This is a genomic window from Plantibacter cousiniae (nom. nud.), from assembly GCF_977070315.1.
The window spans coordinates 107,615-132,047 of record NZ_CDRVEU010000004.1; the positions used below are offsets into that span (position 1 = coordinate 107,615).

Annotated in this window: 20 protein-coding genes and 1 pseudogene; 12 read left to right on the plus strand and 9 right to left on the minus strand. The window is 59.9% G+C overall.

Going from position 1 to position 24,433, the window contains the following annotated elements; translation table 11 throughout:
• Positions 1-12 precede the first annotated feature (12 nt).
• Entirely contained in the window at positions 13-1,428 is a 1,416-nt protein-coding gene (locus ACW55A_RS10440) for a lipid II flippase MurJ (RefSeq protein ID WP_455808137.1), read from the plus strand.
• On the opposite strand, the gene ACW55A_RS10445 is transcribed toward ACW55A_RS10440, so the two are convergent.
• Entirely contained in the window at positions 1,362-2,315 is a 954-nt protein-coding gene (locus ACW55A_RS10445) for a LysR family transcriptional regulator (protein WP_498811299.1), read from the minus strand. The two genes, ACW55A_RS10440 and ACW55A_RS10445, sit on opposite strands and share 67 nt — an antisense overlap.
• 128 nt (positions 2,316-2,443) lie before the next feature.
• On the opposite strand from ACW55A_RS10445, the gene ACW55A_RS10450 reads away from it, so the two are divergent.
• The 6 genes from ACW55A_RS10450 (at position 2,444) to ACW55A_RS10475 (ending at position 7,866) form a co-directional block, all read left to right on the plus strand.
• Positions 2,444-3,604, plus strand: coding sequence for a TDT family transporter (locus ACW55A_RS10450; protein ID WP_368957258.1), 1,161 nt, complete (start codon positions 2,444-2,446; stop codon positions 3,602-3,604).
• Between the two features lie 65 nt (positions 3,605-3,669).
• Positions 3,670-4,602 (plus strand): hypothetical protein, encoded by a 933-nt coding sequence (locus tag ACW55A_RS10455; RefSeq protein WP_044308543.1) that lies wholly within the window; start codon positions 3,670-3,672, stop codon positions 4,600-4,602.
• A 68-nt stretch (positions 4,603-4,670) separates the two neighbouring features.
• Positions 4,671-5,015 (plus strand): DUF7693 family protein, encoded by a 345-nt coding sequence (locus ACW55A_RS10460; RefSeq protein ID WP_455808139.1) that lies wholly within the window; start codon positions 4,671-4,673, stop codon positions 5,013-5,015.
• 568 nt (positions 5,016-5,583) lie between these two features.
• Positions 5,584-6,747, plus strand: coding sequence for an aldose 1-epimerase family protein (locus ACW55A_RS10465; RefSeq protein WP_498811298.1), 1,164 nt, complete (start codon positions 5,584-5,586; stop codon positions 6,745-6,747).
• A gap of 177 nt (positions 6,748-6,924) precedes the next feature.
• Positions 6,925-7,590 carry a type 1 glutamine amidotransferase domain-containing protein gene (locus tag ACW55A_RS10470; protein ID WP_499140270.1) on the plus strand — a complete coding sequence of 222 codons (666 nt, stop codon included), beginning with the start codon at positions 6,925-6,927 and terminating at the stop codon, positions 7,588-7,590.
• 126 nt (positions 7,591-7,716) lie between these two features.
• Complete coding sequence (locus tag ACW55A_RS10475; RefSeq protein ID WP_002554136.1) at positions 7,717-7,866, plus strand: hypothetical protein; 150 nt, start codon at positions 7,717-7,719, stop codon at positions 7,864-7,866.
• A gap of 7 nt (positions 7,867-7,873) precedes the next feature.
• Here the strand turns inward: ACW55A_RS10475 and ACW55A_RS10480 are convergent, their stop codons facing one another.
• From ACW55A_RS10480 to ACW55A_RS10490, 3 genes are all read right to left on the minus strand, one after another.
• Positions 7,874-8,809: a LysR family transcriptional regulator gene (locus tag ACW55A_RS10480; RefSeq protein ID WP_054081646.1), complete on the minus strand. Its 936-nt coding sequence runs from the start codon at positions 8,807-8,809 to the stop codon at positions 7,874-7,876.
• A 128-nt stretch (positions 8,810-8,937) separates the two neighbouring features.
• Positions 8,938-10,104: a cyanate transporter gene (locus ACW55A_RS10485; RefSeq protein WP_498811297.1), complete on the minus strand. Its 1,167-nt coding sequence runs from the start codon at positions 10,102-10,104 to the stop codon at positions 8,938-8,940.
• A 113-nt stretch (positions 10,105-10,217) separates the two neighbouring features.
• Positions 10,218-11,309: an MBL fold metallo-hydrolase gene (locus tag ACW55A_RS10490; RefSeq protein ID WP_498811296.1), complete on the minus strand. Its 1,092-nt coding sequence runs from the start codon at positions 11,307-11,309 to the stop codon at positions 10,218-10,220.
• Between the two features lie 194 nt (positions 11,310-11,503).
• On the opposite strand from ACW55A_RS10490, the gene ACW55A_RS10495 reads away from it, so the two are divergent.
• On the plus strand, positions 11,504-12,118 hold the full coding sequence (locus ACW55A_RS10495) for a TetR/AcrR family transcriptional regulator (RefSeq protein ID WP_065349510.1): 615 nt from the start codon (positions 11,504-11,506) through the stop codon (positions 12,116-12,118).
• Positions 12,119-12,144: 26 nt separating this feature from the next.
• Here ACW55A_RS10495 and fahA read toward each other — a convergent pair whose 3' ends face one another.
• Positions 12,145-13,440 (minus strand): fumarylacetoacetase, encoded by a 1,296-nt coding sequence (fahA, locus tag ACW55A_RS10500; protein WP_065349509.1) that lies wholly within the window; start codon positions 13,438-13,440, stop codon positions 12,145-12,147.
• Complete coding sequence (gene hmgA / locus ACW55A_RS10505) at positions 13,440-14,744, minus strand: homogentisate 1,2-dioxygenase (RefSeq protein ID WP_058416937.1); 1,305 nt, start codon at positions 14,742-14,744, stop codon at positions 13,440-13,442. Before hmgA ends, fahA begins: the two co-directional genes overlap by 1 nt.
• A 140-nt stretch (positions 14,745-14,884) precedes the next feature.
• Between hmgA and ACW55A_RS10510 the strand changes: the two genes are divergently transcribed.
• Positions 14,885-15,676: an IclR family transcriptional regulator gene (locus ACW55A_RS10510; protein ID WP_455808141.1), complete on the plus strand. Its 792-nt coding sequence runs from the start codon at positions 14,885-14,887 to the stop codon at positions 15,674-15,676.
• A gap of 1 nt (position 15,677) precedes the next feature.
• Here the strand turns inward: ACW55A_RS10510 and ACW55A_RS10515 are convergent.
• Positions 15,678-17,248 (minus strand): annotated as a pseudogene (locus tag ACW55A_RS10515) (sensor domain-containing diguanylate cyclase).
• A 356-nt stretch (positions 17,249-17,604) separates the two neighbouring features.
• Here ACW55A_RS10515 and ACW55A_RS10520 point away from each other — a divergent pair.
• Positions 17,605-19,803 (plus strand): putative bifunctional diguanylate cyclase/phosphodiesterase, encoded by a 2,199-nt coding sequence (locus tag ACW55A_RS10520; protein WP_498811295.1) that lies wholly within the window; start codon positions 17,605-17,607, stop codon positions 19,801-19,803.
• Between the two features lie 60 nt (positions 19,804-19,863).
• On the opposite strand, the gene hppD is transcribed toward ACW55A_RS10520, so the two are convergent.
• Positions 19,864-20,940, minus strand: a complete 1,077-nt coding sequence (hppD, locus tag ACW55A_RS10525) for a 4-hydroxyphenylpyruvate dioxygenase (protein WP_003370421.1) — start codon at positions 20,938-20,940, stop codon at positions 19,864-19,866.
• Positions 20,941-21,082: 142 nt separating this feature from the next.
• Positions 21,083-21,718: a maleylacetoacetate isomerase gene (gene maiA / locus ACW55A_RS10530; RefSeq protein WP_003436293.1), complete on the minus strand. Its 636-nt coding sequence runs from the start codon at positions 21,716-21,718 to the stop codon at positions 21,083-21,085.
• Between the two features lie 157 nt (positions 21,719-21,875).
• On the opposite strand from maiA, the gene glcD reads away from it, so the two are divergent.
• Positions 21,876-23,375: a glycolate oxidase subunit GlcD gene (glcD, locus tag ACW55A_RS10535; RefSeq protein WP_058416935.1), complete on the plus strand. Its 1,500-nt coding sequence runs from the start codon at positions 21,876-21,878 to the stop codon at positions 23,373-23,375.
• Positions 23,375-24,433: a glycolate oxidase subunit GlcE gene (glcE, locus tag ACW55A_RS10540; RefSeq protein WP_455808142.1), complete on the plus strand. Its 1,059-nt coding sequence runs from the start codon at positions 23,375-23,377 to the stop codon at positions 24,431-24,433. Before glcD ends, glcE begins: the two co-directional genes overlap by 1 nt.

Here is a 24,433-nt window from a genome sequence, read left to right on the forward strand (position 1 = left end):
GAAGCACAGACGATGCTGGGTTCGACACTGTGGCTGACACTGGCCACCCTTACTGGTCTGGCTGCCGGATTTGCCCGCGAATGGCTGCTGGTGGCGGCCTGGGGTGCCGGAGGTCAGAGCGACGCGTTTCTGGTTTCGATGTTCCTCCCCGAGGCGCTGCGCATGTCACTGGCCGCGGGCTTGCTCAGCGCCGCTGCCCTGCCCCTTTATCAGCAGCGCAGCGTTGAACGGCAACAGCGCTGGCTGGGAGGCATGGTACCGCGTCTGTTACTGACCGGGCTGGCAGTGAGCGTCGTTCTGCTGTTGAGCGCAGAGGGACTGGTGCGGCTGATCGGTCCGGGGCTGGACGCCGATGGCTACGCGCAGGCTGCCAGTGGCTTGCGCTGGCTGGCATGGTGCGCTCCGGGCTTCATGCTGCATGCGCTGTTTTGCGTACCGCTACAGGCTCGCTCGCGCTTCGTGCTGGCCGGGCTCGGCTCGCTGCTGTTCAACCTGCCGCCGGTCATCTACCTCGCCACGTTCAGCCATGCCTCGACATCGAGCGGGCTGGCCAGCGCGTGCGTACTGGGTAGCGTGCTGATGCCGGGTGTGCTGTTGCCCGCCTTGTATCGTTCGGGCTGGCGGCCCTGGCAGTGGCAATCGGAAGCGGGCGCAATGCGTGAGCTGTTGCAGCGCATCGGCCCGCTGCTGAGCAGCAACCTGGCCAGCCAGGGACTTGCCCTGCTGGAGCGCATGGTGGCTTCGCTGCTCGGCGAAGGCGCGGTGACCTGGGTCAACCTGGCGCGCAAACTGATCAACCTGCCGTTGATTGCCTTGATGAGCCTGAATCAGGTGCTGCTCGGCCTGATGAGCGGCAGTGCCGGCGATCAGCGCCTATCGTTGCTCAAGCGCGGGCTGGGCAGCGCGACCTTGCTGACCTTGCCGGCAGTGGCCGGCCTGATCGGTGCAGCCGGGGCGCTGGTGGCCCTGCTGCTGCCCAACCAGACCCAGGGCGGGCCGCTGCCGGAACTGCTCGCCTGGTTTGCCGTGCCGCTGATGTTCGGTGCCTGGAATGCCTTGCTGGCGCGCTATGCCTACGCCGCTGGCGACACGCGCCTGCCGCTCAACTGCGAGCTAGTGGGCAGCCTGTGCAATGCACTGCTGCTCGGCGCACTGCCCTTTGCCTTCGGCCTGACCGGCATTGCCCTCGCCGCGCTGGGCGGCGCGCTGGTCACCGGCGTGCTGCTGATGCGTCGCCAGTCGTTGCTGCATGTGTTGCCGTGGCGTAGCCACTGGTTACTGGCCAGCCTGCTGATGACTATCGCCGCCCTGTTGCTGCATCCATTGCACGACACCTGGCTGCAACTGGGCCTGAGCTGTGTTTACGGCGCGCTGCTGCTGGTCGGGCTGGCGTTGTGGCTCAAGCCATGGCGCAACGTGTCAGCCTGATCGGCAGCCTGGCGGCAGGCCTCCCTGAAGCGCTCCAGGCTCGGCGAGATGAACTTGTCGCGATGCCTGATCATGAAGAACCGGCGATTGAGCGGCGGCAACGGGCTGGCGAGCGTGCGCAACTGCCCGCTCGCCAGCAGGTCGGCGACCACACGACGGGACAGGCAACTGATGCCAATGCCTTGCGCGAGGGTGCGCATGATCGCTTCCGAACTGCCTACCTGACGCATGTCCTGCAGGTCATGCAAATGCCTGAGCAGCAAGTGTTCGACCTCTTCGCGCGTCCCCGAACCCTGCTCACGCAGCAGCCACTCCGCGCCCTGCAGTTCGCCCAGTGACACGTATTCTTGCCCGGCCAGCGGATGGGCGCAGCCGGCGACGATGACCATTTCATCGACCAGCCACGGCTCGGCGATCAACTCCGGCAGATGACAGGGTGCCTCGATGAGCCCCATGTCTATTTCAAATTGCGCAACCTTGCGCGCGATCAGCGCGCTGTTGCCGATGTCCACATCGATTCGCAGTTGAGGCGTCGAGCTGCGCAATGCTCCGACGATCTGTGGCACGACGTAATTGCCGATGGTGCTGCTACTGCCGATGCGCAGCCGAGCCTTCAACGCCGCGTCGGGCAATAGAAAGCTGTCCTCGATCTGCTGGGCGTTTTCCAGCATTTTCATGGCACGCGGCAGCAACGTCTGGCCGCTGTCATTCAGAACCAGGCGTTTGCCAACCCGGTCGAACAAACGCATACCCAGCGCGCTTTCAAGCTCGTTCAATGCCGCGCTGGTGGCTGATTGGGACAGTGCTAGAGCGCTGCCTGCGCTGGTGGTGCTGCCACAGCGGGTGATCGCGCAAAAAATCTGTAATTGCCGCAGGTTGATTCTCAAGACCGTCTCTCTCGCCGGGTAGATCTACCTGAAAAACAGGTAACAATGAGAGAGATTACCCATTTAGAAGATTGACTGTCGATCCGTAGACTGATGGCACATCCCGAAATCACCTGCAGGAGACTGCCATGAGCAGACTCGCAATCCTCATCAAGGGCAACGCCCCCTTCACAGCGCTGAACAGCCCGCTGGAGGCGATTCGGCAATTCACCCCCAACTGGTTCGCCGTGACCATGGGCACCGGCATTCTGTCGCTGGCGCTGGCGCAACTGCCGGGTAGCCCTGCCCCGCTGCGTGCGCTGGGCGAAGCGCTGTGGTTCCTGAACATCGCCCTGTTCACGCTGTTCAGCGTGATGTACGCCAGCCGCTGGTTGCTGTTTTTCGATGAGGCGCGTCAGGTCTTCGGGCACTCCACCGTGTCGATGTTCTTCGGCACCATTCCCATGGGCCTGGCCACCCTCATCAATGGCCTGCTGGTGTTCGGCCCGGCGCGCTGGGGCAGTGCCATTGTTCCGGTTGCCGAAGCCTTGTGGTGGCTGGACGTGGCGATGGCCTTGGCGTGTGGGGTGCTGATCCCTTTCATGATGTTCACCCGTCAGGAGCACAGCATCGAGAAGATGACTGCTGTCTGGCTGTTACCGGTGGTGGCGGCCGAAGTTGCAGCGGCCTGCGGGGGATCGCTGACAACGCATCTTGCGACCGCTGACTCGCAGTTCACCGTGCTGATCACCAGCTACGTACTGTGGGCCTACTCGGTGCCCGTGGCGTTGAGCATTCTGGTGATTCTGCTGTTGCGCCTGGCATTGCACAAACTGCCCCACGAAAGCATGGCCGCCTCCAGCTGGCTGGCACTCGGGCCCATCGGTACAGGCGCACTGGGCATGCTGGTGATGGGCAGCGACGCCCCGGCGATCTTCGCCGCCCACGGCCTCGCATCCATCGGCACGGTAGCAGCAGGCATCGGTGTGGTGGTCGGTATGCTGTTCTGGGGGCTGGGTCTGTGGTGGATGGCGCTGGCCGTGCTGATTACGGCGCGCTACGTGAAACAGGGCATCGGCTTCAACCTGGGCTGGTGGGCGTTCACCTTCCCGCTCGGCGTGTATGCAGTGGCGACGCTCAAACTCGGCGCTACCCTGCATCTGGGCTTTTTCGATGTGTTTGGCACGTGGCTCGTTGCGCTGCTGGCGCTGATGTGGTCGGTCGTGTCGGTACGTACTCTGGCCGGCGCCTACCGGGGTTACCTGTTCGTCTCGCCGTGCATTGCGGCACAAGAAGGTGTCCGCCGGTAACTTTCCTTGAACTTACCTCGGCGGCGAGGCGCCTGAGAGGAATATCTTCATGACAGAGAGCCTCCATGCCCAACTCAGCCTTTTCCGCCAGCCACTTTTCCGGCAACCACGCCGCTCGCGATGAAAACATCGTCATCAACTCCTACACCACCGTGCTGCGCAAGACGGGTGTTCCCCATGAACTGTTCGCGACCTACTGGCGCGACGTTCATGGCCCGCTGTGCGCCAGGCTTGAGGGCCTGGGCTGGTACGTTCAGCATCACTTGACGCGCGAAAAGGACGGCCACCTGTGGCCGGTCATCGAGGGCGTCACGGCCTTGCCAGGCTACGTGCTGGATGGTGGTGTGGAGATCGGCTTTCTGTCCGCCGAAGCGCAGAAACAATTCAAGGATGCCAGCGCCCTGCTGTTCTCCGACGAGCAGAATATGTTCGAAGAAACCATCGCCTACGACGTACCGGACGGCTCCAGCACCTTGGTGGATCGCCTGCCTGACCCGATCCCCAACGAAACCGCCACACTGGACAAGATGCATCTGCACTTTCATCTCGCCAGCGATGATCTGCCCGCAGCCCGCAAAGCCATTGAGCAGCTCGCCCGTGACATGGCCGGTTCCGAGGCTGTGCTGAAACTGCGCCTGCACCTTGCGCAACCCTACGATAACGCCAAGCCTGCGCCGCCTGCGCCGGACGTTAATCATGAGGTCGAAGAGTCGCGCCTGAATATCGTCATGATGGAGTTGGTGTTCGAATCGGCCTGGACGCGCAGAACCTATTACGCCAGCGAGCATTTCAAGACGATCACCCAAGGCATCAGCCAGCATGTTCGCTACATCACGCCGTTCGGTGTCAGCGGCGTCTACACCTACGTGCGCGATGCGCTGATGACCACTGCAGGTGTGCGCGGCAGCAGACAGGCCGAACTGATCCGTCAGTTGGGTGCGATCAACCAGACCCGGCCCGAGATCGAAAGCCTGTTTGGTGCGCCATCGACGTTTTGAAGCGTCTGCTTTAACCGGCACGATTCGGAATCGTGCTTTACTCAGCAAAATGGATTTGAGTGACGCCTGTGAAAGCTCTGACGACTCGTGAGGTGTATCAGCAACTGCGGGATGCTGCGATGGGTACTCGGTCGCTGAAGCTTATCGGCACATCCTCCAGCTTCGGGCTGCAACAGGTCGAGATTGACGGCTGGTTGCTGACGCTGGAAGTCACCGAGGGCAGCCCGACCCGCTGTCGGGCATGTCGCTGTCCGCTGGGTCGGGAAGGCTCGTTCGAAAGCTGGCTGCGCACTGATCCGGTGAGTTTGCTCAGCGGCTGGGAGCATGCGCAGATCGAGCGGTTGCTGGGTGAGGCGGCAGCCGAGCGGCTTGGGCTCGATCAGGTTCGGGGGCAGTCACCTGAATCTCAATGACCGGTGATTAACGTGCCTGGCTATACTCGGCGAGGCACCTCTCGTACCTCATCGTCCGCGCTCATCGTTATACACAAATCTGCTTTTGATGCTGGCCGGAGGCCGTGGGAGCAAACTTGTTCACGAAGGGGGCTGTGGTATCAGGTGGATTCAGGTTCGACTCGGATTCTCGTTACTCACGCTTCGCGTGGGAATGCAGTTCGTGACGCTCTGCGTCACACAGCAGTTTTTCTTCGTCAGGTGGATTGAGGTTTGACTCAGGTCACCTTTTCGCCCCTCGGCGACTCACTTTGAGGGACCAACGTGAGCAACGTCCCCGCTCCTGCTTGCGGCCCGACTTCGTTGGGTTCCTTCGCCCTGTCACTGACGTCGCACTCTGCGTCGTCAGTGCCATCGTGGTTAAAAGCGCTGTGCCTGGACTCTGCCCATTGCTGAATCGTTTAACTCGGCGTTAAATAGCTGTTCAGACGGTATGCAACACCATAATTCCAATAATTACAGAAGGACCATCACCATAAAATCCCTTCCTCTGCTCGTAGGCCTCGGCGCTCTTACAGCCGCTTCCAGTGTGTTTGCCTGGGATTATGTGCTGCTCGACACCGACAAGGCTGCGCAGAATCAGCAGATCACCAGTCAGCAGCTGGGCGTGAAGACCGACAAGCCGTTCACTGTCACGATGCGTACGCTGCATGGCGGTCGTCAGGAAGGCGTGAGCATTATCGATATCGATAATGGCACGATGAAGCTGTCAGTCGTCCCGACCCGTGGCATGAACGTGCTGCAGGCATCAGTCGGCGATGTGCGCATGGGCTGGGATTCTCCGGTCAAGGACGTGGTCAATCCGGCCTTCATCGAGCTCAATGGCCGCGGCGGCCTGGGCTGGCTGGAAGGTTTCAACGAGTTAGTGACCCGCTGCGGCTATGAGTGGGTGGGCCACCCGGGCATGGACAACGGCGAGCTGCTGACCCTGCACGGCCGTGCGGCCAACATTCCGGCGAGCAAGGTGACACTGCAGATCGACGAAAAACCGCCCTACGCGATCCGCCTCAAGGGTGAATTGAAGGAGCAGGCGTTCAAGAAGGTCGACTTCTCGGTGCAGACCGAACTGGTCACCGAGCCAGGCAGCACGAGCTTTTCGCTCAACGATACGCTGACCAACAATGGCGACTATCCGAAAGAATACCAGGCGCTGTACCACAGCAACTTCAGCACGCCGTTCCTCGAACAGGGTGCGCGTTTCGAAGCGCCGGTCAAGCAGGTCTCGCCGTTCAATGAAAAAGCCAAGGGTGACCTGGGCGACTGGCAGACCTACCGCGCACCGACGCCGGATTACGACGAGACGGTCTACAACATCGTGCCCTACGGCGATGCCAAGGGTGACACGCTGACCGTGCTGCACAACAAGGCTGGCAGCCTGGGCGTGTCGGTCGGTTTCAATACCAAGCAGTTGCCGGTGTTCTCGCTGTGGAAAAACACCGACACCAAAGGCCAGGGCTACGTCACCGGACTGGAACCGGGGACCAGCTTCTCCTACAACCGCCGCTTCCAGCGCCCGCTGAATCTGGTGCCAACCATTGCGCCGAAAGAGCAACGCCAGTTCCAGATCAGCTACAGTCTGCTGGCTGACAAAGGTGCTGTCGACAAAGCCCTTGGGCAGGTCAAGCACATTCAGGACGGTCGCGAGACCGAAGTGCGCAAAGAACCGCTGGTGGATCTGACCAAGGAGCAATGATCCTCATCCGACGTTTTTAAACGCAGCGGTGAAACAGGGCCGGATGTCGACGCACGTCATTGTGTCGACATCCGGCCCTGCTCGTTCCGGTGGTAAAAAATTCTCACAACACTTGAGGTTTTTGCCTGTCTACACCCTCTCACCCCTTCGAAGACGAGCATGCACATGAAAATCCTGATGGTTTTGACATCCCATGACCAACTGGGCGACACCGGCAAGAAAACCGGTTTCTGGCTCGAAGAGTTCGTCGCGCCGTATTACGCGTTCAAAGAGGCCGGTGCCGACGTTACGCTGGTCTCTCCGAAAGGCGGTCAACCACCGCTGGACCCGAAAAGCGATGAGCCTGACGCTCAGACCGACGACACCAAGCGCTTCTCCAAAGATGCCGATGCGCAAAAAGCGCTCGCCAATACGGGCCTTCTGTCTGGCGTCAATGCGGCCGATTTCGATGCCGTGTTCTACCCGGGCGGTCACGGCCCGCTGTGGGACCTGGCTGAAGACAAGGACTCCATCGCGCTGATCGAGGCCTTTGCCAAGGCAGACAAGCCACACGGGATGGTCTGCCACGCACCTGGCGTATTGCGTCACGTAAAGTCGCCGGACGGCCAGCCGCTGGTCAAGGACCGCCGTGTCACAGGCTTCACCAACAGTGAAGAAGAAGCGGTCGGCCTGACCAATGTCGTGCCTTTTCTGGTCGAAGACACGCTCAAGCAACTGGGCGGTGACTATTCCAAGGGCGACGACTGGGGCGTCTACGTGCTGACCGATGGCAAGCTGGTAACTGGCCAGAACCCGGCCAGCTCTGCGCAGGCGGCCAAAGACTTGATCACTCTGTTGAGCTGATTGATGTACGCGGTTCAGCGTCCGACGCTAACAGCACCGGGCAATGAACCGCGCGTCATTTAAATCGAATCTTGCACCCGCCACACTGACCAATAACCACACCCCCCTACAAAAAGGAATACGGTCATGGCAGATGAATCCAAACGCGAAGACCTCGATCACAAACCGGAAAACGCCGGCAAGGTGGGCGAGAAGAACAAACAGCTCAATCAGCAGGGCGAACAGGCCCGACCTGCCACCTCACCCGACCCGCAGAAAGACAAGTCAGGCAACTGACAACCCGTCAGAGCAAGCCGCGTTCGGCACACACCTTCACGACTTGTTCACGCAGCCAGCCGCTGGCTTCGTCTCGATCCCCCTGGGCGCTCCACAGCATGTCCAGGCTGAAGCCAGGCAGGTCAGGTGGCAGTTCGAATACGGAAATCCACGGTTCATTACCCAGCAGCGTCTGAATACGCCGTGGCAGAACCAGCATGAAATCAGTGCCTTCCAGCAATTGCAAGGCCGCCCGATAGCTGTTGGCCCGCGCGACAATGTTGCGCTCCAGACCCTGTCGCTGCAGCCAGCCATCCACCATGTTGGTGTCGGACGTCCACGGCGTCGGGTAGACATGACGATGCTGGACGAAGGTTTGAATGTCGATCAGGGCGCTGAGCGGCGCGAACCTGGAGTCCATGACGCAAACCAGATCATCCTCCATCAACACCTGCGAAATCAGACTGTCCGGGACTCGGTGAAAGCCAGGCCCGAAGCACAGGGCGAGGTCAAAACGACCGTCGTTCAACTGCTCGGCAGGCAACTGCTTCTCAAGTTTTTGCACATTGACCGTCACCGAGAAACCAGCGGCAGCGAAGTCACGCATCAAATGCGGCAATACCAGCAGCTCGAAATACTCCGGCGCACAGACCGTGAAGGTCGTTTGTGTGCGAGTCGGGTCGAACAGATCCAGGCCGTCATGGCACAGATTGACCGAGCGGAGAATCTGCTGCACATGGTCGTGCATGGCCAATGCCTTGCGGGTCGGGCGCATGCCGTTGCGGGTGCAGATGAAAAGGTCGTCCTCGAAGTTCGCCCGCAGCTTTTTCAGGCAGTAACTGACCGTCGACTGGCTGACATGCAACGCTTCCGCGACCAGGGTCAGGTTGCGCTGCTCATACACCGAGACAAAGACCATCAGGTCCTGCATGTCCAGCTTTCTCAGAGCATTACTGTTAAGCATCAAGGTATCTCGCTGGCGCTGTGACCAGGCGGTCAGGTCAACGCGCACAAGATAGCATCAAAATGCGATCATGCCGCCTATCTGCCAGTGATGACAGGTTCGTCGAGTGCGTCGCGCAGATGATCAGCCTAACGCCGGGGGTCGAGTCGCACCACCATCAACAGCATGACCGCGACCAACGCCATCAGTGAACACCATGCACCCGCAAAGCTGCCCGTCAGGTCACGAATCACTCCGGCAAGCAGCGGCGACAGGCTGGCGATCAGATAACCCACGCCTTGCACGAATGCCGTCAGGCTGCCCGCCTGCTGTGGGTCATCGAAATGATCCATGGACACGATCAGGCTCATCGGAAAAAGACCGCCAATCCCCAACCCCAGCAGGCATGCCCACAGCAGTCCCAACTGCTGCGGCATCAGAATCAGCCCGGCAAAGCCGGTCATCATCAACAGCAGCAGCACAACCAGCGCCACGCGCTTATCGCGACTGCGGTTGGCCAGCACCGGCACCAGCAGACCCGATACGACCTCCATCAGGGTCAGAAAACCCAGCAGCAGCCCTGCACTCTGCTCACTCCAGCCGTTCTCCAAATAATACGGGGCCAGCCAGGCCAACACGCAGGTATAGGACGCAGTGCCGAGGCCGAAGAAAACCCCCAGCATCCAGGCCCGAGGCGTGTGGAAGAAAGTCTGCCGGAGCCCTGCAGTGGTTGACGCATCGGAGCGCAATACGCGCCGCTGGGCAAACCAGAAGCACATTGCCAGAAGAGCCAGTAGTGACCAGACCGCCAGGCCGAAGCGCCAACTGCCACTGCTACCCATCACCACGGGGCTGAATGAAGCGGCCAGCGCGGCCCCGCCCATGATCGCAGTCACATACAAGCCCATGCACAAGGAGACGTTGGCTTTGAAGCGCGATTTGATCAACGCGGGCATCAGCGCCTGAATCAAGGCAATACCCAGCCCCGCCAACACAGCGCTGAAAATCAGTTCGGCAGCAGAATCCAGAAACAGACGCGTCAGGGTTGCCAGACCGATAAGCGCCAGTGAAAGCATGATGCTGCGATACGACCCCAGGTAGCGAGCGATGCCCATGCCGAAAAACATTGCCAGTCCCATGGCCATGACCGGCAGCATGGTCAGCAACGACGCCGTCCCGAAACCCAGCGGGACGTCCAGCCGAATCGCCACCAACAATGGACCGACAGCGGCCATCGACGGACGCAAGTTGAGCGCCACCAGTATGACACTGATCATTAACCCCATATTCTGAACCACCGAGCCACGCATCTGCATACCTTCACCCTCCCTGTCGAGGGTCACGATTAGGCCGGGCGTGTGCTCAGGTGACAAATCAAAATCTGGGCCCTGCTATTTAAAAATCAGTTCATCGTTACCAGAGTTGGTTTTCAGGCGTTCTGACGACGGCAGTTGCAGGGTTCTGCGCCCTCCGTCTGTGCGGTTTCAGACTCAACCACCTCATCCACGCCCAACCACCAGGTCAGACCCCGACACGGGTACTGCACATAAAACGGCTGGCCCATCATCGGCGTGGTGATCAAGACATTCTGCTCCCAGGCCAGGGCCAGAATGCGATCGAACGGCTCGTGCCAGGCATGCATCGACAGGTCGAAGGTGCCGTTGTGGATCGGCAACAACCAGCGACCGCGCAGGTCCAGATGCGCCTGCAGCGTCTGCTCGGGCTGCATGTGCACATCAGGCCACTCGACGTTGTAGGCGCCGGTTTCCATCAGGGTCAGGTCAAACGGCCCATATTGCTCGCCGATGGTCTTGAAGCCATCGAAGTAACCGCTGTCGCCACTGAAGAAAATCCGCTGATCGCCATCGATCATCACCCACGACGCCCACAGCGTGCGGTTGCTGTCGAGCAGCGTACGCCCCGAGAAATGCTGCGAAGGCGTGGCGACGAACTCGATGCCCGCCACTTCGGTGGACTGCCACCAGTCCAGCTGACGCACCTTGTGCGCAGGCACGCCCCATTCGATCAACGTATCACCCACGCCAAGCGGTGCCAGAAAGTGCTCGGTCTTGTCGGTCAGCGCCTTGATAGCCATACGATCCAGGTGGTCGTAATGGTTGTGCGAAAGAATCACCGCCTTGATCGGCGGCAACTCTTCGAGGTTGATCGGCGGCTGATGAAAGCGCTGCGGGCCCGCCCACTGCACGGGCGAGGCACGTTCGGCAAACACGGGGTCGGTAAGCCAGAACTGATCGCGCAGTTTGAGCAGAACGGTCGAATGCCCCAGGCGATACACCGTGTTGTTCGGTGCCGCCAGCAATTGCTGACGCGACAGCGGCTGTACCGGAATTTCGCCTGCCGGGCGTGTGTCCTTGGGTTTGTTGAACGCCTGATCCCAGAAAATACCGAGCGTGCGAAGCAGACTCGACGGCTTCATGGTGGCGTGATTGCGGTATTGCCCTTCGTGACGGGACAAGACAGGCAGTGTAGAAGAGTCCTTTTTCTGATGTGTCGAGGCCATGGTTCGCTGACTCCTGGGGGCAGGTTGAGGCTCCAGCCGTGCATACTTCGTACGTGATCCTGTTGCAGGATGTCCGAGGGAAAATATGTAACAGTGTTTTACACTACACGGTGTAGTTTTAAGCTTGCATGATCCTCGGCGACAAGTAAACTGCTGAGTGTAATTTTCTCTAAACGCACGTTTGAAGCGAACCTATGACCGAACCCATGCGCCTCACCGATCAGAAACGCGAATCCATCGTCCAGGCGGCTATCGCCGAATTCGGCGATCGTGGCTTCGAGATCACCAGCATGGACCGGATCGCCGCGCGGGCCGAGGTTTCCAAACGTACGGTGTATAACCACTTCCCCAGCAAGGAAGAACTGTTCGCCGAGATGCTGCAGCGCCTCTGGAGCTGCGCCCCACCGCAGGCCGAAGTGGTTTTTCATCCACAGATCGGCTTGCGCGAGCAGTTACGGGAATTGCTCTGGGGCAAGATGCGCAACCTGACCAACAGCCATTTTCTCGACCTGGCCCGCGTGGTGGTCGGCGCGACCATTCACTCCCCCGAGCGGGCTCAGGTGTGGATGGCGCGTATCAATGAACGAGAAGAAACCTTCAGTGCCTGGATTCGCGCCGCGCAGAAGGATGGCCGTCTGAAACCGGTCGACCCGGCCTTTGCCGCGACGCAGATGCATGCATTGCTCAAGTCATTCGCGTTCTGGCCGCAGGTAACGTTCAGTGCGGCCTTGCTTACCCCCGAGGAGCAGCACACGGTGGTCGAATCGACGCTGAACATGTTTCTTGGCTGGTACGAAATAACCCGCTGACGTTGCAGGAGCCGAGCACGGTATTCTCAGTCGAGCACAACGCCCCGACACTCACCAAAGCCAATCGAGGCATACCCGTCGCGATGACAACGGGCACGCAGAATCACCTCGTCGCCACTTTGCAGGAACATCCGTACTTCGCCGTTGGGTAGGGTCACCGGTTGTTTGCCGCCGGCGGTCATCTCCAGCAGGCTGCCGTACTGACCTTCTCCGGGACCGGACAACGTACCGGTGCCGAGCAGGTCACCCGGCTGCAACCTGCAGCCGTTGACGCTGTGATGCGCGACCATCTGCGCCACTGTCCAGTACATGTTCAGCGAGTTGCTCAGACCCAGCCGGTGAGGCGCCAGCCCGTCGGCTTTCATCCGTGCAGTCAGCAGCAGCACTTCCAGCTCGATATCCAGCGCCCCACCCTGCTGATCGTGGTCATCCAGCAGATAGGCCAACGGTTGCGGATCGCCGTCCGGACGCGGCGGTTGGGCGCGACGAAACGGTTCAAGGGCTTCGGCAGTCACCACCCAGGGCGAAATCGTGGTGGCGAAGCTCTTCGACAGAAATGGCCCCAGTGGCTGGTACTCCCATGCCTGTATGTCACGCGCCGACCAGTCGTTGAGCAGGCAGAACCCGGCAATGTGCTCGGCGGCCCGATCGATCCCGATGGCCTCGCCCTGGACATTTCCCGGCCCGATCCAGACCCCTAGTTCCAGTTCGTAATCGAGGCGTTGGCAGGGACCGAAAACGGGCGACTCCTGACCTGCCGCCAGGGTTTGTCCGCTGGGGCGCCGCACAGCCGTACCCGAGGGACACAAGGTCGACGCTCTGCCGTGATAGCCGATCGGCACGTATTTGTAGTTAGGCAGCAGCGGGTTGTCCGGGCGGAACAGCTTGCCGACATTCAGCGCATGATGAATACCGACGTAGAAGTCCGAGTAATCACCTACCCGAGCGGGCATGTGCAACGTGCACTCGCTCATCGGCAGCAACAAACCGGCCATACCCTGCAGCCTGTCGCGCTGCGGGCTGTCTTCATCGAGCAACTGCAACAAGGCGGTGCGCAATGCCTGACGCGCTGCGGCACCCAGCGCAAGAAAATCATTGAGCTGGTCGCGGCTGGCAACGTCGGCAACGTCGGCGGCCTGTCCCTGAAACACCCCGGATTCTGTTGCCGCGTGCAGATCGAAAATCCTGTTGCCTATCGCCACTCCGCCACGCGGGCCGGTCTGGCCGTGACTGAACACGCCCAATGGCAGGTTCTGCAAAGGGAAATCGGCATGCCCGTTGGCAGATTCGACCCAGCTACGACGCTTGAACGCGGTATTCATCAGCGTGGCTCCCTGGTAAACGTTCTGGCCATGTCCTTCCAGCAGGCATCGTAATCGGTTTGCAGTTGCGGGCAGTCGAGCGCGTGACGACTGGGGCGCAAGACCTTGCCGGTCTCGAACATGAAGGCCATGGTGTTGTCGATCCTGTGCGGTTTCAGCTCGGCGGCAATAGCCTTTTCGGCGGTGACATTATCGGGGCCGTGCGCGCTCATGCAGTTGTGCAGCGAAGCGCCACCGGGCATGAAGCCTTCGGCCTTGGCATCGTACGCGCCGTCGATCAGGCCCATGAACTCGTTCATCAGGTTTCGGTGGAACCACGGCGGGCGGAAGGTGTTTTCCGCCACCATCCAGCGCGGCGGAAAGATCACGAAATCGATATTGGCCTGGCCGTGAATAGCCCCCGGTGAGGTCAGCACGGTGAAAATCGACGGGTCCGGATGATCGTAGCTGACGGTACCGAGGGTGTTGAAACGCCGCAGATCGTACTTGTAGGGAACGTTGTTGCCGTGCCAGCCCACCACGTCAAACGGTGAGTGCTCCAGTTGCGTCGACCACAGCTCACCGAGGAACTTCTGCACCAGTTGCATTGGCTGGCGACTGTCTTCGAACCAGGCGACCGGGGTCAGAAAATCACGTGCGTTGGCCAGCCCGTTGCTGCCGATCGGGCCCAGTTCCGGGAGGCGCAGGGCGCAGCCGTGATTCTCGCAGAGGTATCCGCGGGCGCTGCTATCGAGCAGGTGCACGCTGAACTTCAAACCTCGCGGCAGGACGGCGATTTCCAGGGGTTCGATGTCCAGCAGGCCCAATTCGGTGACGACTCTGAGCCGGCCCTGCTGGGGCACCACCAGCCATTCGCCATCCGCGCTAAAGAAAGCTCGCTGCATGGAGATGTTGGCGGTGTACAGGTAAACGCTGACGCCCTCGGCCTGCTCCGCCGCCGAGGTGCTGGCGAGAGGGATGAGGCCGTCGATGAAATCGGTCGGCTCTGTCGGGATATCGAAGGCATTCCAGCGCAACCGGTTGGGGTTGATCGGCCCCTGCTCCCGACCGGCGATCTGCAGATCCATGCGCTGGTAACGCGGATGGGCTGCCGATGGGCTGATCCGATACAGCCAGGTACGTCGGGCTTCGCTGCGCGCAACCGTAAATGCGGTGCCCGAGAACTGCTCGGCATACAGGCCCAGCGGATGCTTCTGCGGCGAGTTCTGACCAATCGGCAAGGCACCAGGCAGCGCCTCGCTGCTGAACTGGTTGCCAAAGCCCGACTGATAAAGCAGTGCGTCGGAACTGGAGTGGATAGCCATCTGGACCTCTTGTTGTTGTGGGGTCGGACACAGACACGAGGAAACATCATTTAACGTAAACAGATTACGCATAACGTAATTTGAGTTTGCCAGCCGGTCAAGCTATAAAGCTGCCTTTCCCGATCGGCGCACAACATCCCATGCCCCAGCAAACCGAAAGCCCCGCAGGCGGACGCCAGCAGAAGGTCCAGGCCGCCGAAGTCGGGCTGGGCGTGCTCAAGGCGCTCGCCGAACTCTCCCCTGCCACGTCCCTGTCGAGACTGGCCGAACACCTGGGCATGCCCGCCAGCAAGGTCCATCGTTATCTGCAGGCGCTGATTGCCAGTGGCTTTGCCGAACAGGATGCCGTCAACAATCACTATGGGCTGGGACGCGAGGCGTTGCAGGTCGGGCTGGCCTCGCTCGGCAAGCTGGATGTCCTGAAGGTATCGGCCCCCTGGCTGGCCAGCCTGCGCGACGAGTTGAATCAGACCTGCTTTCTGGCGGTATGGGGCAACAAGGGGCCGACCGTGGTGTATGTCGAGCCCTCGATGGGTGCGGTGACGCTGGTCACGCAGATCGGCTCGGTGCTGCCGCTGCTTGGCTCGTCCACCGGCCTGGTGTTCGACAGTTTTCTGAACGGGCGCGAAACCGCCGCGCTTCGCGAGCAGGAAGTGCCGTTGCTGAGCACCGGCCAGCTGCGTGAGGTCGAGCAGCATGTCGAGCAGATTCGTACCACCGGCGTGCACCAGATTCAGGGCCTGCTGATGCCGGGTATCAATGCAGCCTCGTCACCGCTGTTCGCCATGGGTGACAAGCTGGTGGGGGTGATCACCGTGGTCGGGCCGGGATCGGTGTTGAACGACGAGACGCAGAATCTGGCGGCCAGGCGGCTTTTGCAAACGGCGCAGGCCATCAGCGAGCGTATGGGCGGTAGCCGTCCGTCAGACTGACTCAGGAAGAGGCGGTTGATACCCTGGCGAAATGGCTCGCTCCATGCCAGCCGTGAATCAGCCGACCTTCGACGCGGTTACGCCCTTTGGTTTTGGCCAGGTAAAGCAGCCGATCCGCTTCCGCCAACGCGGCGGTATGTCCATCCTTCTCTGCTGCGTTGATCGACACCACGCCCGAACTGATGGTCAGTTTGCCCAGCGGGCTGGCCGAGTGCTCTATACGAGTGGTTTCAACGGATGATCTGATTTTTTCCGCGATCTTCAGCGCCCTGCCAGGTCGGTTTCAGGCAGCAGAATGACAAACTCCTCGCCGCCGTAACGTGCCGCGATATCCCCAGCCCGGTCAAGACTGTTGCCTATGAGCCCAGCCACTTGTTTCAGGCAGTCGTCTCCCTGCAGATGACCGTAGGTGTCGTTGTATTGTTTGAACCAGTCAATATCCAGCAGAATGATCGCGATAGTTGCAGTATTCCGGCTCGCCCGCCCCCACTCCTGCTGCAAGGCCGCATCGAAGCAGCGTCGATTGGCCAGGTGCGTGAGGCTGTCCGTGTGAGCGATGATCTCCAGTTCGTTCCTGGCGATGTTCAGTTCACCTTCCGCATTGATCAACTGCTGGATTTGCCGGTACAGCAGGACGCCAAGCATAACCAGCGCAAGGATAATGATGCCGGTGATGGTCATGGACCGGTGTGCATAGGCCCACCAGGGCGCGAACACATGCTGACAGGAGACGCCTGCAGCGGCGACGATCGGCAATCCGGACACCCGCCGATAGGCGTAGATCCTTTCCACCCCGTCCACCACGGAGTTGATCACCGCGGTGCCGCTATCGCTGTAGGGCAGATAGCGAGTGAAGATATCGCCCTTGGCGACATTGGTGGTCATCAGTGCGGTTAATGTGGGGCGTCGCGCCAGCAGGTCGCCATTGCTCAGAGCGAGAAAGATTACCCCCTTGTCGTCTACATCCATGCGCTGGAAAAACGCCTGGAAATAAGCCACCGGTACGGTGGCCAGTGCAACGCCAGCAAAACTGCCATCCGCAGCATTGATACGCCGACTGACCGGGATGACCATATCCCCGGTATTACGGCTTTCTACGATAGACCCTACATGAATGGACGGGTCAGGGTTATCGCGATGGTAAATGAAGTAATCGCGGTCTTCGTTGTTTCTGGTGTGCACGCCATTGGCAAAGGAATTGGCGACCCAGTTGCCCTGAGCATCGTAGATGAACAGCCCCTGAAGCCCTTTGACGTTTATCAGGTCTTGAGCCATCAGCCTGGTCAAGCGGCTTTGCTGCTGGCCTGCGACCCCGTCCTGTTCCACACGCTCGACAAGGTCACGCAGCGTATTGTCAGCCTGTTGCAGGGTGTCCTGAGCCTGCTGCTCAGCGGCAAGCACGATATTGGACACCGCAATCCTGGCGGTGGCCGCGCGCTCGAGCTTCGACTGGTTCATCTGCCAGACGGTAGCCAGGGTCAGCGATAGACAGACCAGGGCAATGAAGCCTATCAACGCTTTGCTGAGCGCCGAAGGTGTAAGCCTCGTCGAAATAAAGGAAAGCCGTTTCATAGGGTTGTCATCAAATTGGCAGTGAACCCCGCCATGCAGTTTCCATACCTTAGCGCCACTCACCCGAACACCTTGTTACACCGAGGTCACGCGGGGCTTAGTTGAATGAATGCCCCGCAGGCTAGTTGCTCAAGAAGTCATTACAGGTATTCGGTTTTTTGACGATACAGCTTCTAAGCTGCTAGAGACAGCTACCGATACACTACTGTGAGAGGTGCTGCAATGTATCGAACTTTGCTTTTCCGGCATGGCGCAAGCGCGTGTTGGCAGGGTGTTTTCACCGATGCCGGCACAGCGGCATTGTACATCGATCGCTTCGCGTTTCAGGCGCGATCAGCTTATAGCGATGACCTCAAATGAGTACTTACCCAGTCGGCGATGACGACGAAGAGCGTATTCGGATTTTGAATGCTTTTTCGTTGATGGATACCCCACCTGAGCATGAATACGATCAGATCGTGCAAATGGCATCGCGGATTTTCGACGCGCCCATTGTTCTGATTTCTCTGGTTCATCGCGACCGGCAATTCTTCAAGGCGCGCGTTGGCCTCGATGTCTGCGAAACGGGCCGCGACGTCTCATTCTGTAATTTTGCGCTGATGGGCCGTAACGTTTTTCTGGTGCCTGATGCATTGCAGGATGAGAGGTTCCGCTCAAACGCTCTGGTGGTAGGCGCTCCCTATATTCGCTTTTATGCCGGGGCTCCACTGATAACCCCCAGCGGTCATGTGTTGGGCAGCCTGTGCCTGATCGACAATAAACCTCGGGAGACCTTCTCGGAGCGAGACCAACTGATTCTTCAGGACCTGGCGGTCATGGTCATCGAAAGAATGGAATTGCGTCGGCTCGAGCTCGAGAATGAAGACAGCCACGCCCGCTTCATGAATATCACCTCGACCTCACCCGACGCGATCATCTGCTCGGACAGCAAAAACCGGATCATCTCATGGAACAATTCGGCCGAGCTCATTTTCGGGCATCGATCCGAGGACGCCATAGGAAAGCCTCTCGATATCATTATTCCGCCCGAAATGCGCTCCAGGCATCATGCAGGTCTGTCGAGGGTGTCTGCAGGCGGCCCGGCCTCCATTATCGGAAAATCCATCAACCTGACGGCCATCCATCGCGACGGTCATACAATCCCCATCGAGCTCTCGCTCTCACAATGGACGTATGCCGGCGAGCCACAATTCGGAGCAATCATTCGTGACATCACCCAGCGTGTCGAGGCGGACAAATTACTCAAGCATGCGGCTGAATACGATCATCTGACCGGACTTGCCAATCGATCGACGCTCAAAAGGCGGATCAAGGAAGCGTGCGGCGCACAGCTTTCGGCGGCCATCCTGCTGATCGACCTGGACGGCTTCAAGGACGTCAACGACACGCTGGGCCACGCTGCGGGGGATTTTGTGCTCCAGGTGACCTCTCTTCGTCTTCGCGAAAACGTCCCGGCCAGCCATATGGTCGCGCGTCTGGGCGGCGATGAGTTTGTCGTGTTCCTGTCAGACACGGCAGACCCTGACAACGCGACCAGGCTGGGCCTGGAGCTCATCGCGGTCATCGAGGAACCGATTGAGTTTGAAGACAATTCAATCTACATCGGCGCCAGCATCGGCGTCTCCGTAAGGTCCGGCTGCGACTACGACGAGGAGCAAATGCTCGGCAATGCGGATCTGGCGCTCTACCAGGCCAAGTCTGACGGACGTTCCCTTGTTCGCACCTTCACCTCCGAGCATCGACAGACCGCGTCAAGAAGAGGCGCGCTCAGCTCATCGATGCGTCAGGCGTGGGCCAACAAAGAGTTCGAGCTGTACTATCAGCCTCAGGTACGCCTTGCGGACGGTCGTATTACCGGAGCCGAAGCCCTTATTCGCTGGAACCATCCGACACTGGGCGTGGTGTCCCCGGCGGTTTTTCTACCTGCACTGGAAGCAGGTCTTCTTGCGGTGCCGGTGGGCGAATGGATCCTGCGTTCAGCCTGTGAGCAGGCAGCGCAATGGAGAAATACCGGCTGTGACGAATTCCGCATCGGCGTCAACCTGTTCGCCGCGCAGTTTCGCATGCGTGACTTTGCGGAAATGGTTGAAAGTGCGCTTGAAGACTTTTCCTTGCCAGCACACGCTCTCGAGCTGGAGATCACGGAAAACATCATCCTGCGAAACGAACAGCGCATCATGGAACCGCTGCGCCACCTTCGCTCATTGGGAGTGGGCATTGCATTCGACGATTTCGGTACCGGCTATGCGTCCCTGAGCCTGCTGAAAGACTATCCGGTGACACGGCTGAAAATCGACCGCTCATTCGTAAGTGGCGTTGAGCGCAGCAAAAAAGACGAAGTTATCATCGAGGCCGTTATCAGGCTGGCGAACGGCTTCAATCTCCAGGTCACGGCAGAAGGCATAGAGACCCGCGAGCAGGAAAGTCTGATGCGTCATTATGTGTGCGACGAGGGTCAGGGCTATCTGTATGGTCGTCCCATGCCGGCGCATGAATTTACCGAGCGTTATATCTCGTCTCACAATCGGCAGGCTGACGTGCTCAAGCACAAATGACTCAGAACGAGCCTGAGCAGGCTCGTCTGATCGCGCAAGGCGGGCACTTCCGGTTATCGCTCAATCCGGCGTCAGTACACCACGCTGGATCTGGTCGCGTTCGATGGATTCGAACAGCGCCTTGAAGTTGCCTTCGCCAAACCCGTCGTCGCCCTTGCGCTGAATGAATTCGAAAAACACCGGGCCCATCAGCGTGGCGGAGAATATCTGCAACAGCAAGCGACGCTCGCCCCCTTCGGAAGAGCCATCGAGCAGAATGCCGCGTGACTTGAGCTCGGCCTCCGGCTCACCGTGATCGGGCAGGCGTCCTTGCAGCATCTCGTAGTAGGTGTCCGGTGGCGCAGTCATGAAGCGCATGCCGGTTGCTTTCAGCGCGTCCCAGGTCTTGATCAGGTCATCGGTAAAGAACGCTACATGCTGGATGCCTTCGCCATTGAACTGCATCAGGAACTCTTCAATCTGCCCCGCCCCCTTGGACGACTCTTCGTTGAGCGGAATGCGGATCATGCCGTCCGGGGCGGTCATGGCTTTGGAGGTCAGGCCGGTATATTCGCCCTTGATGTCGAAGTAACGCAGCTCGCGAAAATTGAACAGCTTTTCATAGAAACCGGCCCAATACGCCATGCGCCCGCGGTACACGTTGTGGGTCAGGTGATCGATGAATTTCAGACCGGCACCGACCGGGTGGCGATCGACGCCTTCGATAAAATTGAAATCAATATCGTAAATCGACGTGCCCTCGCCGAAGCGATCAATCAGGTACAACGGCGCGCCACCGATGCCCTTGATCGCGGGCAGGCGCAACTCCATGGGCCCGGTAGCGATTTCCAGCGGTTGTGCACCCAGTTCGAGTGCCCGGTTATAAGCCTTCTGCGCATCTTTCACGCGGAACGCCATGCCGCATACCGAAGGACCATGCTCGGCGGCAAAGTACGATGCCAGGCTGTGCGGCTCGTTGTTGAGGATCAGGTTGATCGCGCCCTGACGAAACAGGGACACATCCTTAGATCGGTGCGTTGCGACTTTGGTGAAGCCCATCATCTGAAACACGGGCTCAAGGCTGTTGGGCGTCGGTGACGCGAACTCGATGAATTCAAAGCCCATCAGGCCCATTGGATTTTCGTAAAGATCAGCCATGACTGGCTCCTTGCAGGAAAGTAAGAGTGGGTAACCCTGGCAATCACTGTCCTGCGGGCGGCGCACACGGAATCCCTCGCACGCTGCGTGCGAGAAAATCACCGAATATCAGTTGCAGACCAAGAATCTTCATGAAGGCAGCCTACTCCGGCTTGTCCGATTGTGCATCAGGATGTGCCTGCTGAAAGGCCGGGTGCTGCATGGCCAGATGCTCGACCCGCTGAATACGCGCAAATGCAGTCAGGTCAACGTGGTAACGATGGGCTGCGTACAGCTGCGGTAACAGGTAAATATCCGCGAGGCCGGGGCTCGAGCCAAAACAGAAACCCTGCTCCCCGATCAACTGCTCGACGGCCTGCAAGCCTTGGCCGATCCAATGCCTGGTCCAGGCCACGACAGCGGCCTCGTCGTGACCAAGCGTGCGCAACCGGTCAAGCGCCGAAACGTTGTGCAAGGGCTGGATGTCACAGCCGATAAGCGCCGCCACGGCACGCTGTCGAGCCCGCATCACGGCCTCCTGCGCCAGTAACGCAGGTTGCGGATAACGCTCCTCCAGGTATTCGATGATCGCCAGTGACTGAGTGATGACCACTCCATCGTCCAGCCGCAGCGCAGGCACCCTGCCCTGCGGGTTCAAGTCCGTGTAATCAGGTTTGTTTTGCTCGCCGCCCTCAAGCGCCAGGTTGACCGGAACCGCCGTGTAATCCAGCCCCTTGAGGGCCAGCGCAATACGCACACGGTAACTGGAGGTCGAGCGGTAATAAGTGAATAGGTCCACGAGAGTCGCCTGCCTGACGCATGGGTGCGTGTTTTTATTTTCGTAACCGCATTACGTAATGCGTAAATTGCGTGATCAGACCTTCGCTGTCAACTCAAGCTTCGTAGCGAATGAGCTAGGATGCATTAACCCGATAAAAACAACCCAGGGTGGCTTGATGAATATCCTTTACGACGAACGCATCGATGGCGTGCTGCCCGCCGTCGACAAGCAACAACTGTTGCAGGCGCTGCAACAGCAGTTGCCCGACCTGGACATCCTGCATCGGCCCGAAGAACTGCGGCCTTACGAGTGCGACGGATTGTCGGCCTATCGCAGCACACCGATGCTGGTGGCATTGCCGCGGCATGTGGAAGAAGTACAGACGCTGCTCAGGCTGTGCCACGCACGTCGCGTACCGGTGGTCGCTCGTGGGGCGGGCACCGGGCTGTCGGGTGGCGCGCTGCCGCTGGAAAAAGGCGTGCTGCTGGTCATGGCACGCTTCAATCAGATCCTCGATATCGACCCTTCGGCGCGCCTGGCGCGGGTTCAGCCCGGCGTGCGCAATCTGGCCATTTCTCAGGCGGCAGCGCCCCACGGCCTGTATTACGCGCCGGACCCGTCCTCGCAAATTGCATGCTCCATCGGCGGCAATGTGGCGGAAAATGCCGGCGGCGTGCATTGCCTCAAGTACGGGCTGACCGTGCATAACCTGCTCAAGGTCGAGATCCTGACCGTGGAAGGCGAGCCGATGACACTGGGCAGCGACACGCTGGACTCGCCGGGCTTCGACCTGCTGGCACTGTTCACCGGCTCCGAAGGCATGCTCGGCGTCATTACCGAAGTCACGGTCAAGCTGCTACCCAGACCGCAAGTGGCCAAGGTGCTGCTGGCGGCGTTCGATTCAGTGGAAAAGGCCGGACGCGCGGTGGCCGATATCATCGCCGCGGGCATTATCCCCGGCGGACTTGAGATGATGGACAATCTGGCGATTCGTGCCGCCGAGGATTTCATTCACGCAGGTTACCCGGTCGATGCCGAAGCCATTCTGCTCTGTGAACTGGACGGCGTCGAAGCCGACGTGCACGCCGATTGCGAACGGGTCAGCGAGGTATTGACACTGGCGGGCGCTACCGAAGTGCGCCAGGCGAAGGATGAAGCCGAGCGTGTCCGCTTCTGGGCCGGGCGCAAGAACGCTTTCCCGGCCGTGGGTCGCCTGTCGCCGGATTACTACTGCATGGACGGGACCATCCCGCGCCGTGAGTTGCCGGGAGTGTTGCGCAGCATCAGGGAGCTATCCGAGCAATACGGCTTGCGCGTCGCCAACGTTTTTCATGCGGGTGACGGCAACATGCATCCGCTGATCCTGTTCGATGCCAATCAACCGGGTGAGCTGGAGCGCGCCGAGGCACTGGGCGGCAAAATCCTCGAGCTGTGCGTCAAGGTCGGCGGCAGCATTACTGGCGAGCACGGTGTCGGTCGCGAGAAGATCAATCAGATGTGTGCCCAGTTCAATAGCGACGAGCTGACCTTCTTCCATGCCATCAAGGCGGCATTCGACGCCAGCGGTTTGCTCAACCCTGGCAAGAACATCCCGACGCTGCATCGCTGCGCGGAATTTGGCGCCATGCACATACATGCCGGGCAATTGCCGTTCCCCGACCTGGAGCGCTTCTGATGAGCACGATGGACAACGACGTCAGCCAGGCACTGCTCCAGCGGGTCGATCAGGCGCTCCGCGATAACCGGCCGTTACGTATTCAGGGCGGCAACAGCAAGGCTTCTCTCGGTCGTGAAACGGCTGGCGAAATACTCGATACCCGCGAGCACCGAGGCATCGTCAGTTATGACCCGACAGAACTGGTGATCACGGCGCGCGCCGGTACGCCATTGAACGAGCTGATACAGACGCTGGATGCCGCAGGTCAGATGCTGCCTTGCGAACCGCCCGACTTCGGCGCGGCAACGCTCGGCGGCATGGTCGCTGCGGGGCTCTCGGGACCGCGCCGTCCGTGGAGTGGGTCGGTGCGTGATTTCGTGCTGGGCACACGGGTCATCACCGGTCTTGGCAAACACCTGCGTTTCGGCGGAGAAGTCATGAAGAACGTTGCAGGTTATGACGTTTCACGCCTGATGGCAGGCAGTTTCGGCTGCCTGGGGCTGCTGACCGAGGTGTCGCTCAAGGTGCTGCCCAAACCACGTCTGTGCAGCAGCATCGCACTGGAAATGGACAGCGCGCTGGCCTTGGCGCGCCTTGCCGAGTGGGGTCAGCAACCGATACCGATCAGCGCGGCCAGCCATGATGGCCACGTACTGCGTCTGCGCCTGGAAGGCGGTGAAGGTTCAGTGGCCGCAGCCCGGGACCGGCTCGGCGGCGAGCTGCTCGATGCCGCGTACTGGCAACAGTTGAATGCGCACCGCCTGCCCTTCTTCGATGACCCTCGGCCGCTGTGGCGGCTCTGTGTACCTGCTGACAGCCGCCTGCCGGATCTGCCGGGCGAGCAGTTGATCGACTGGGGTGGCGCGCAACGCTGGCTCAAGTCGGACGCTGACAGACAAACCATTCGAGCCATTACTATGGCGGTTGGCGGCCATGCGACCTGCTACAGCCAGGGCGTCGTCGACAGCCCCTTCGAGCCGTTGGCCGCACCTGTGCTGCGCTACCATCAGACACTCAAGACCCGACTCGACCCGCAGGGGATTTTCAACCCCGGTCGACTGTACGCGGAGCTTTGA

Bases quoted from the DNA above. Each gene is read 5' to 3' on its own strand.
- ACW55A_RS10510 (WP_455808141.1), top strand. From the start codon at position 14,885: ATGCCCCAGCAAACCGAAAGCCCCGCAGGCGGACGCCAGCAGAAGGTC.
- ACW55A_RS10495 (WP_065349510.1), top strand. From the start codon at position 11,504: ATGACCGAACCCATGCGCCTCACCGATCAGAAACGCGAATCCATCGTC.
- ACW55A_RS10450 (WP_368957258.1), top strand. From the start codon at position 2,444: ATGAGCAGACTCGCAATCCTCATCAAGGGCAACGCCCCCTTCACAGCG.
- ACW55A_RS10490 (WP_498811296.1), bottom strand. From the start codon at position 11,309: ATGGCCTCGACACATCAGAAAAAGGACTCTTCTACACTGCCTGTCTTG.
- fahA (WP_065349509.1), bottom strand. From the start codon at position 13,440: ATGAATACCGCGTTCAAGCGTCGTAGCTGGGTCGAATCTGCCAACGGG.
- ACW55A_RS10440 (WP_455808137.1), top strand. From the start codon at position 13: ATGCTGGGTTCGACACTGTGGCTGACACTGGCCACCCTTACTGGTCTG.
- hmgA (WP_058416937.1), bottom strand. From the start codon at position 14,744: ATGGCTATCCACTCCAGTTCCGACGCACTGCTTTATCAGTCGGGCTTT.
- ACW55A_RS10480 (WP_054081646.1), bottom strand. From the start codon at position 8,809: ATGCTTAACAGTAATGCTCTGAGAAAGCTGGACATGCAGGACCTGATG.
- glcE (WP_455808142.1), top strand. From the start codon at position 23,375: ATGAGCACGATGGACAACGACGTCAGCCAGGCACTGCTCCAGCGGGTC.
- glcD (WP_058416935.1), top strand. From the start codon at position 21,876: ATGAATATCCTTTACGACGAACGCATCGATGGCGTGCTGCCCGCCGTC.
- ACW55A_RS10470 (WP_499140270.1), top strand. From the start codon at position 6,925: ATGGTTTTGACATCCCATGACCAACTGGGCGACACCGGCAAGAAAACC.
- ACW55A_RS10520 (WP_498811295.1), top strand. From the start codon at position 17,605: ATGAGTACTTACCCAGTCGGCGATGACGACGAAGAGCGTATTCGGATT.
- ACW55A_RS10475 (WP_002554136.1), top strand. From the start codon at position 7,717: ATGGCAGATGAATCCAAACGCGAAGACCTCGATCACAAACCGGAAAAC.
- ACW55A_RS10485 (WP_498811297.1), bottom strand. From the start codon at position 10,104: ATGCAGATGCGTGGCTCGGTGGTTCAGAATATGGGGTTAATGATCAGT.
- ACW55A_RS10455 (WP_044308543.1), top strand. From the start codon at position 3,670: ATGCCCAACTCAGCCTTTTCCGCCAGCCACTTTTCCGGCAACCACGCC.
- hppD (WP_003370421.1), bottom strand. From the start codon at position 20,940: ATGGCTGATCTTTACGAAAATCCAATGGGCCTGATGGGCTTTGAATTC.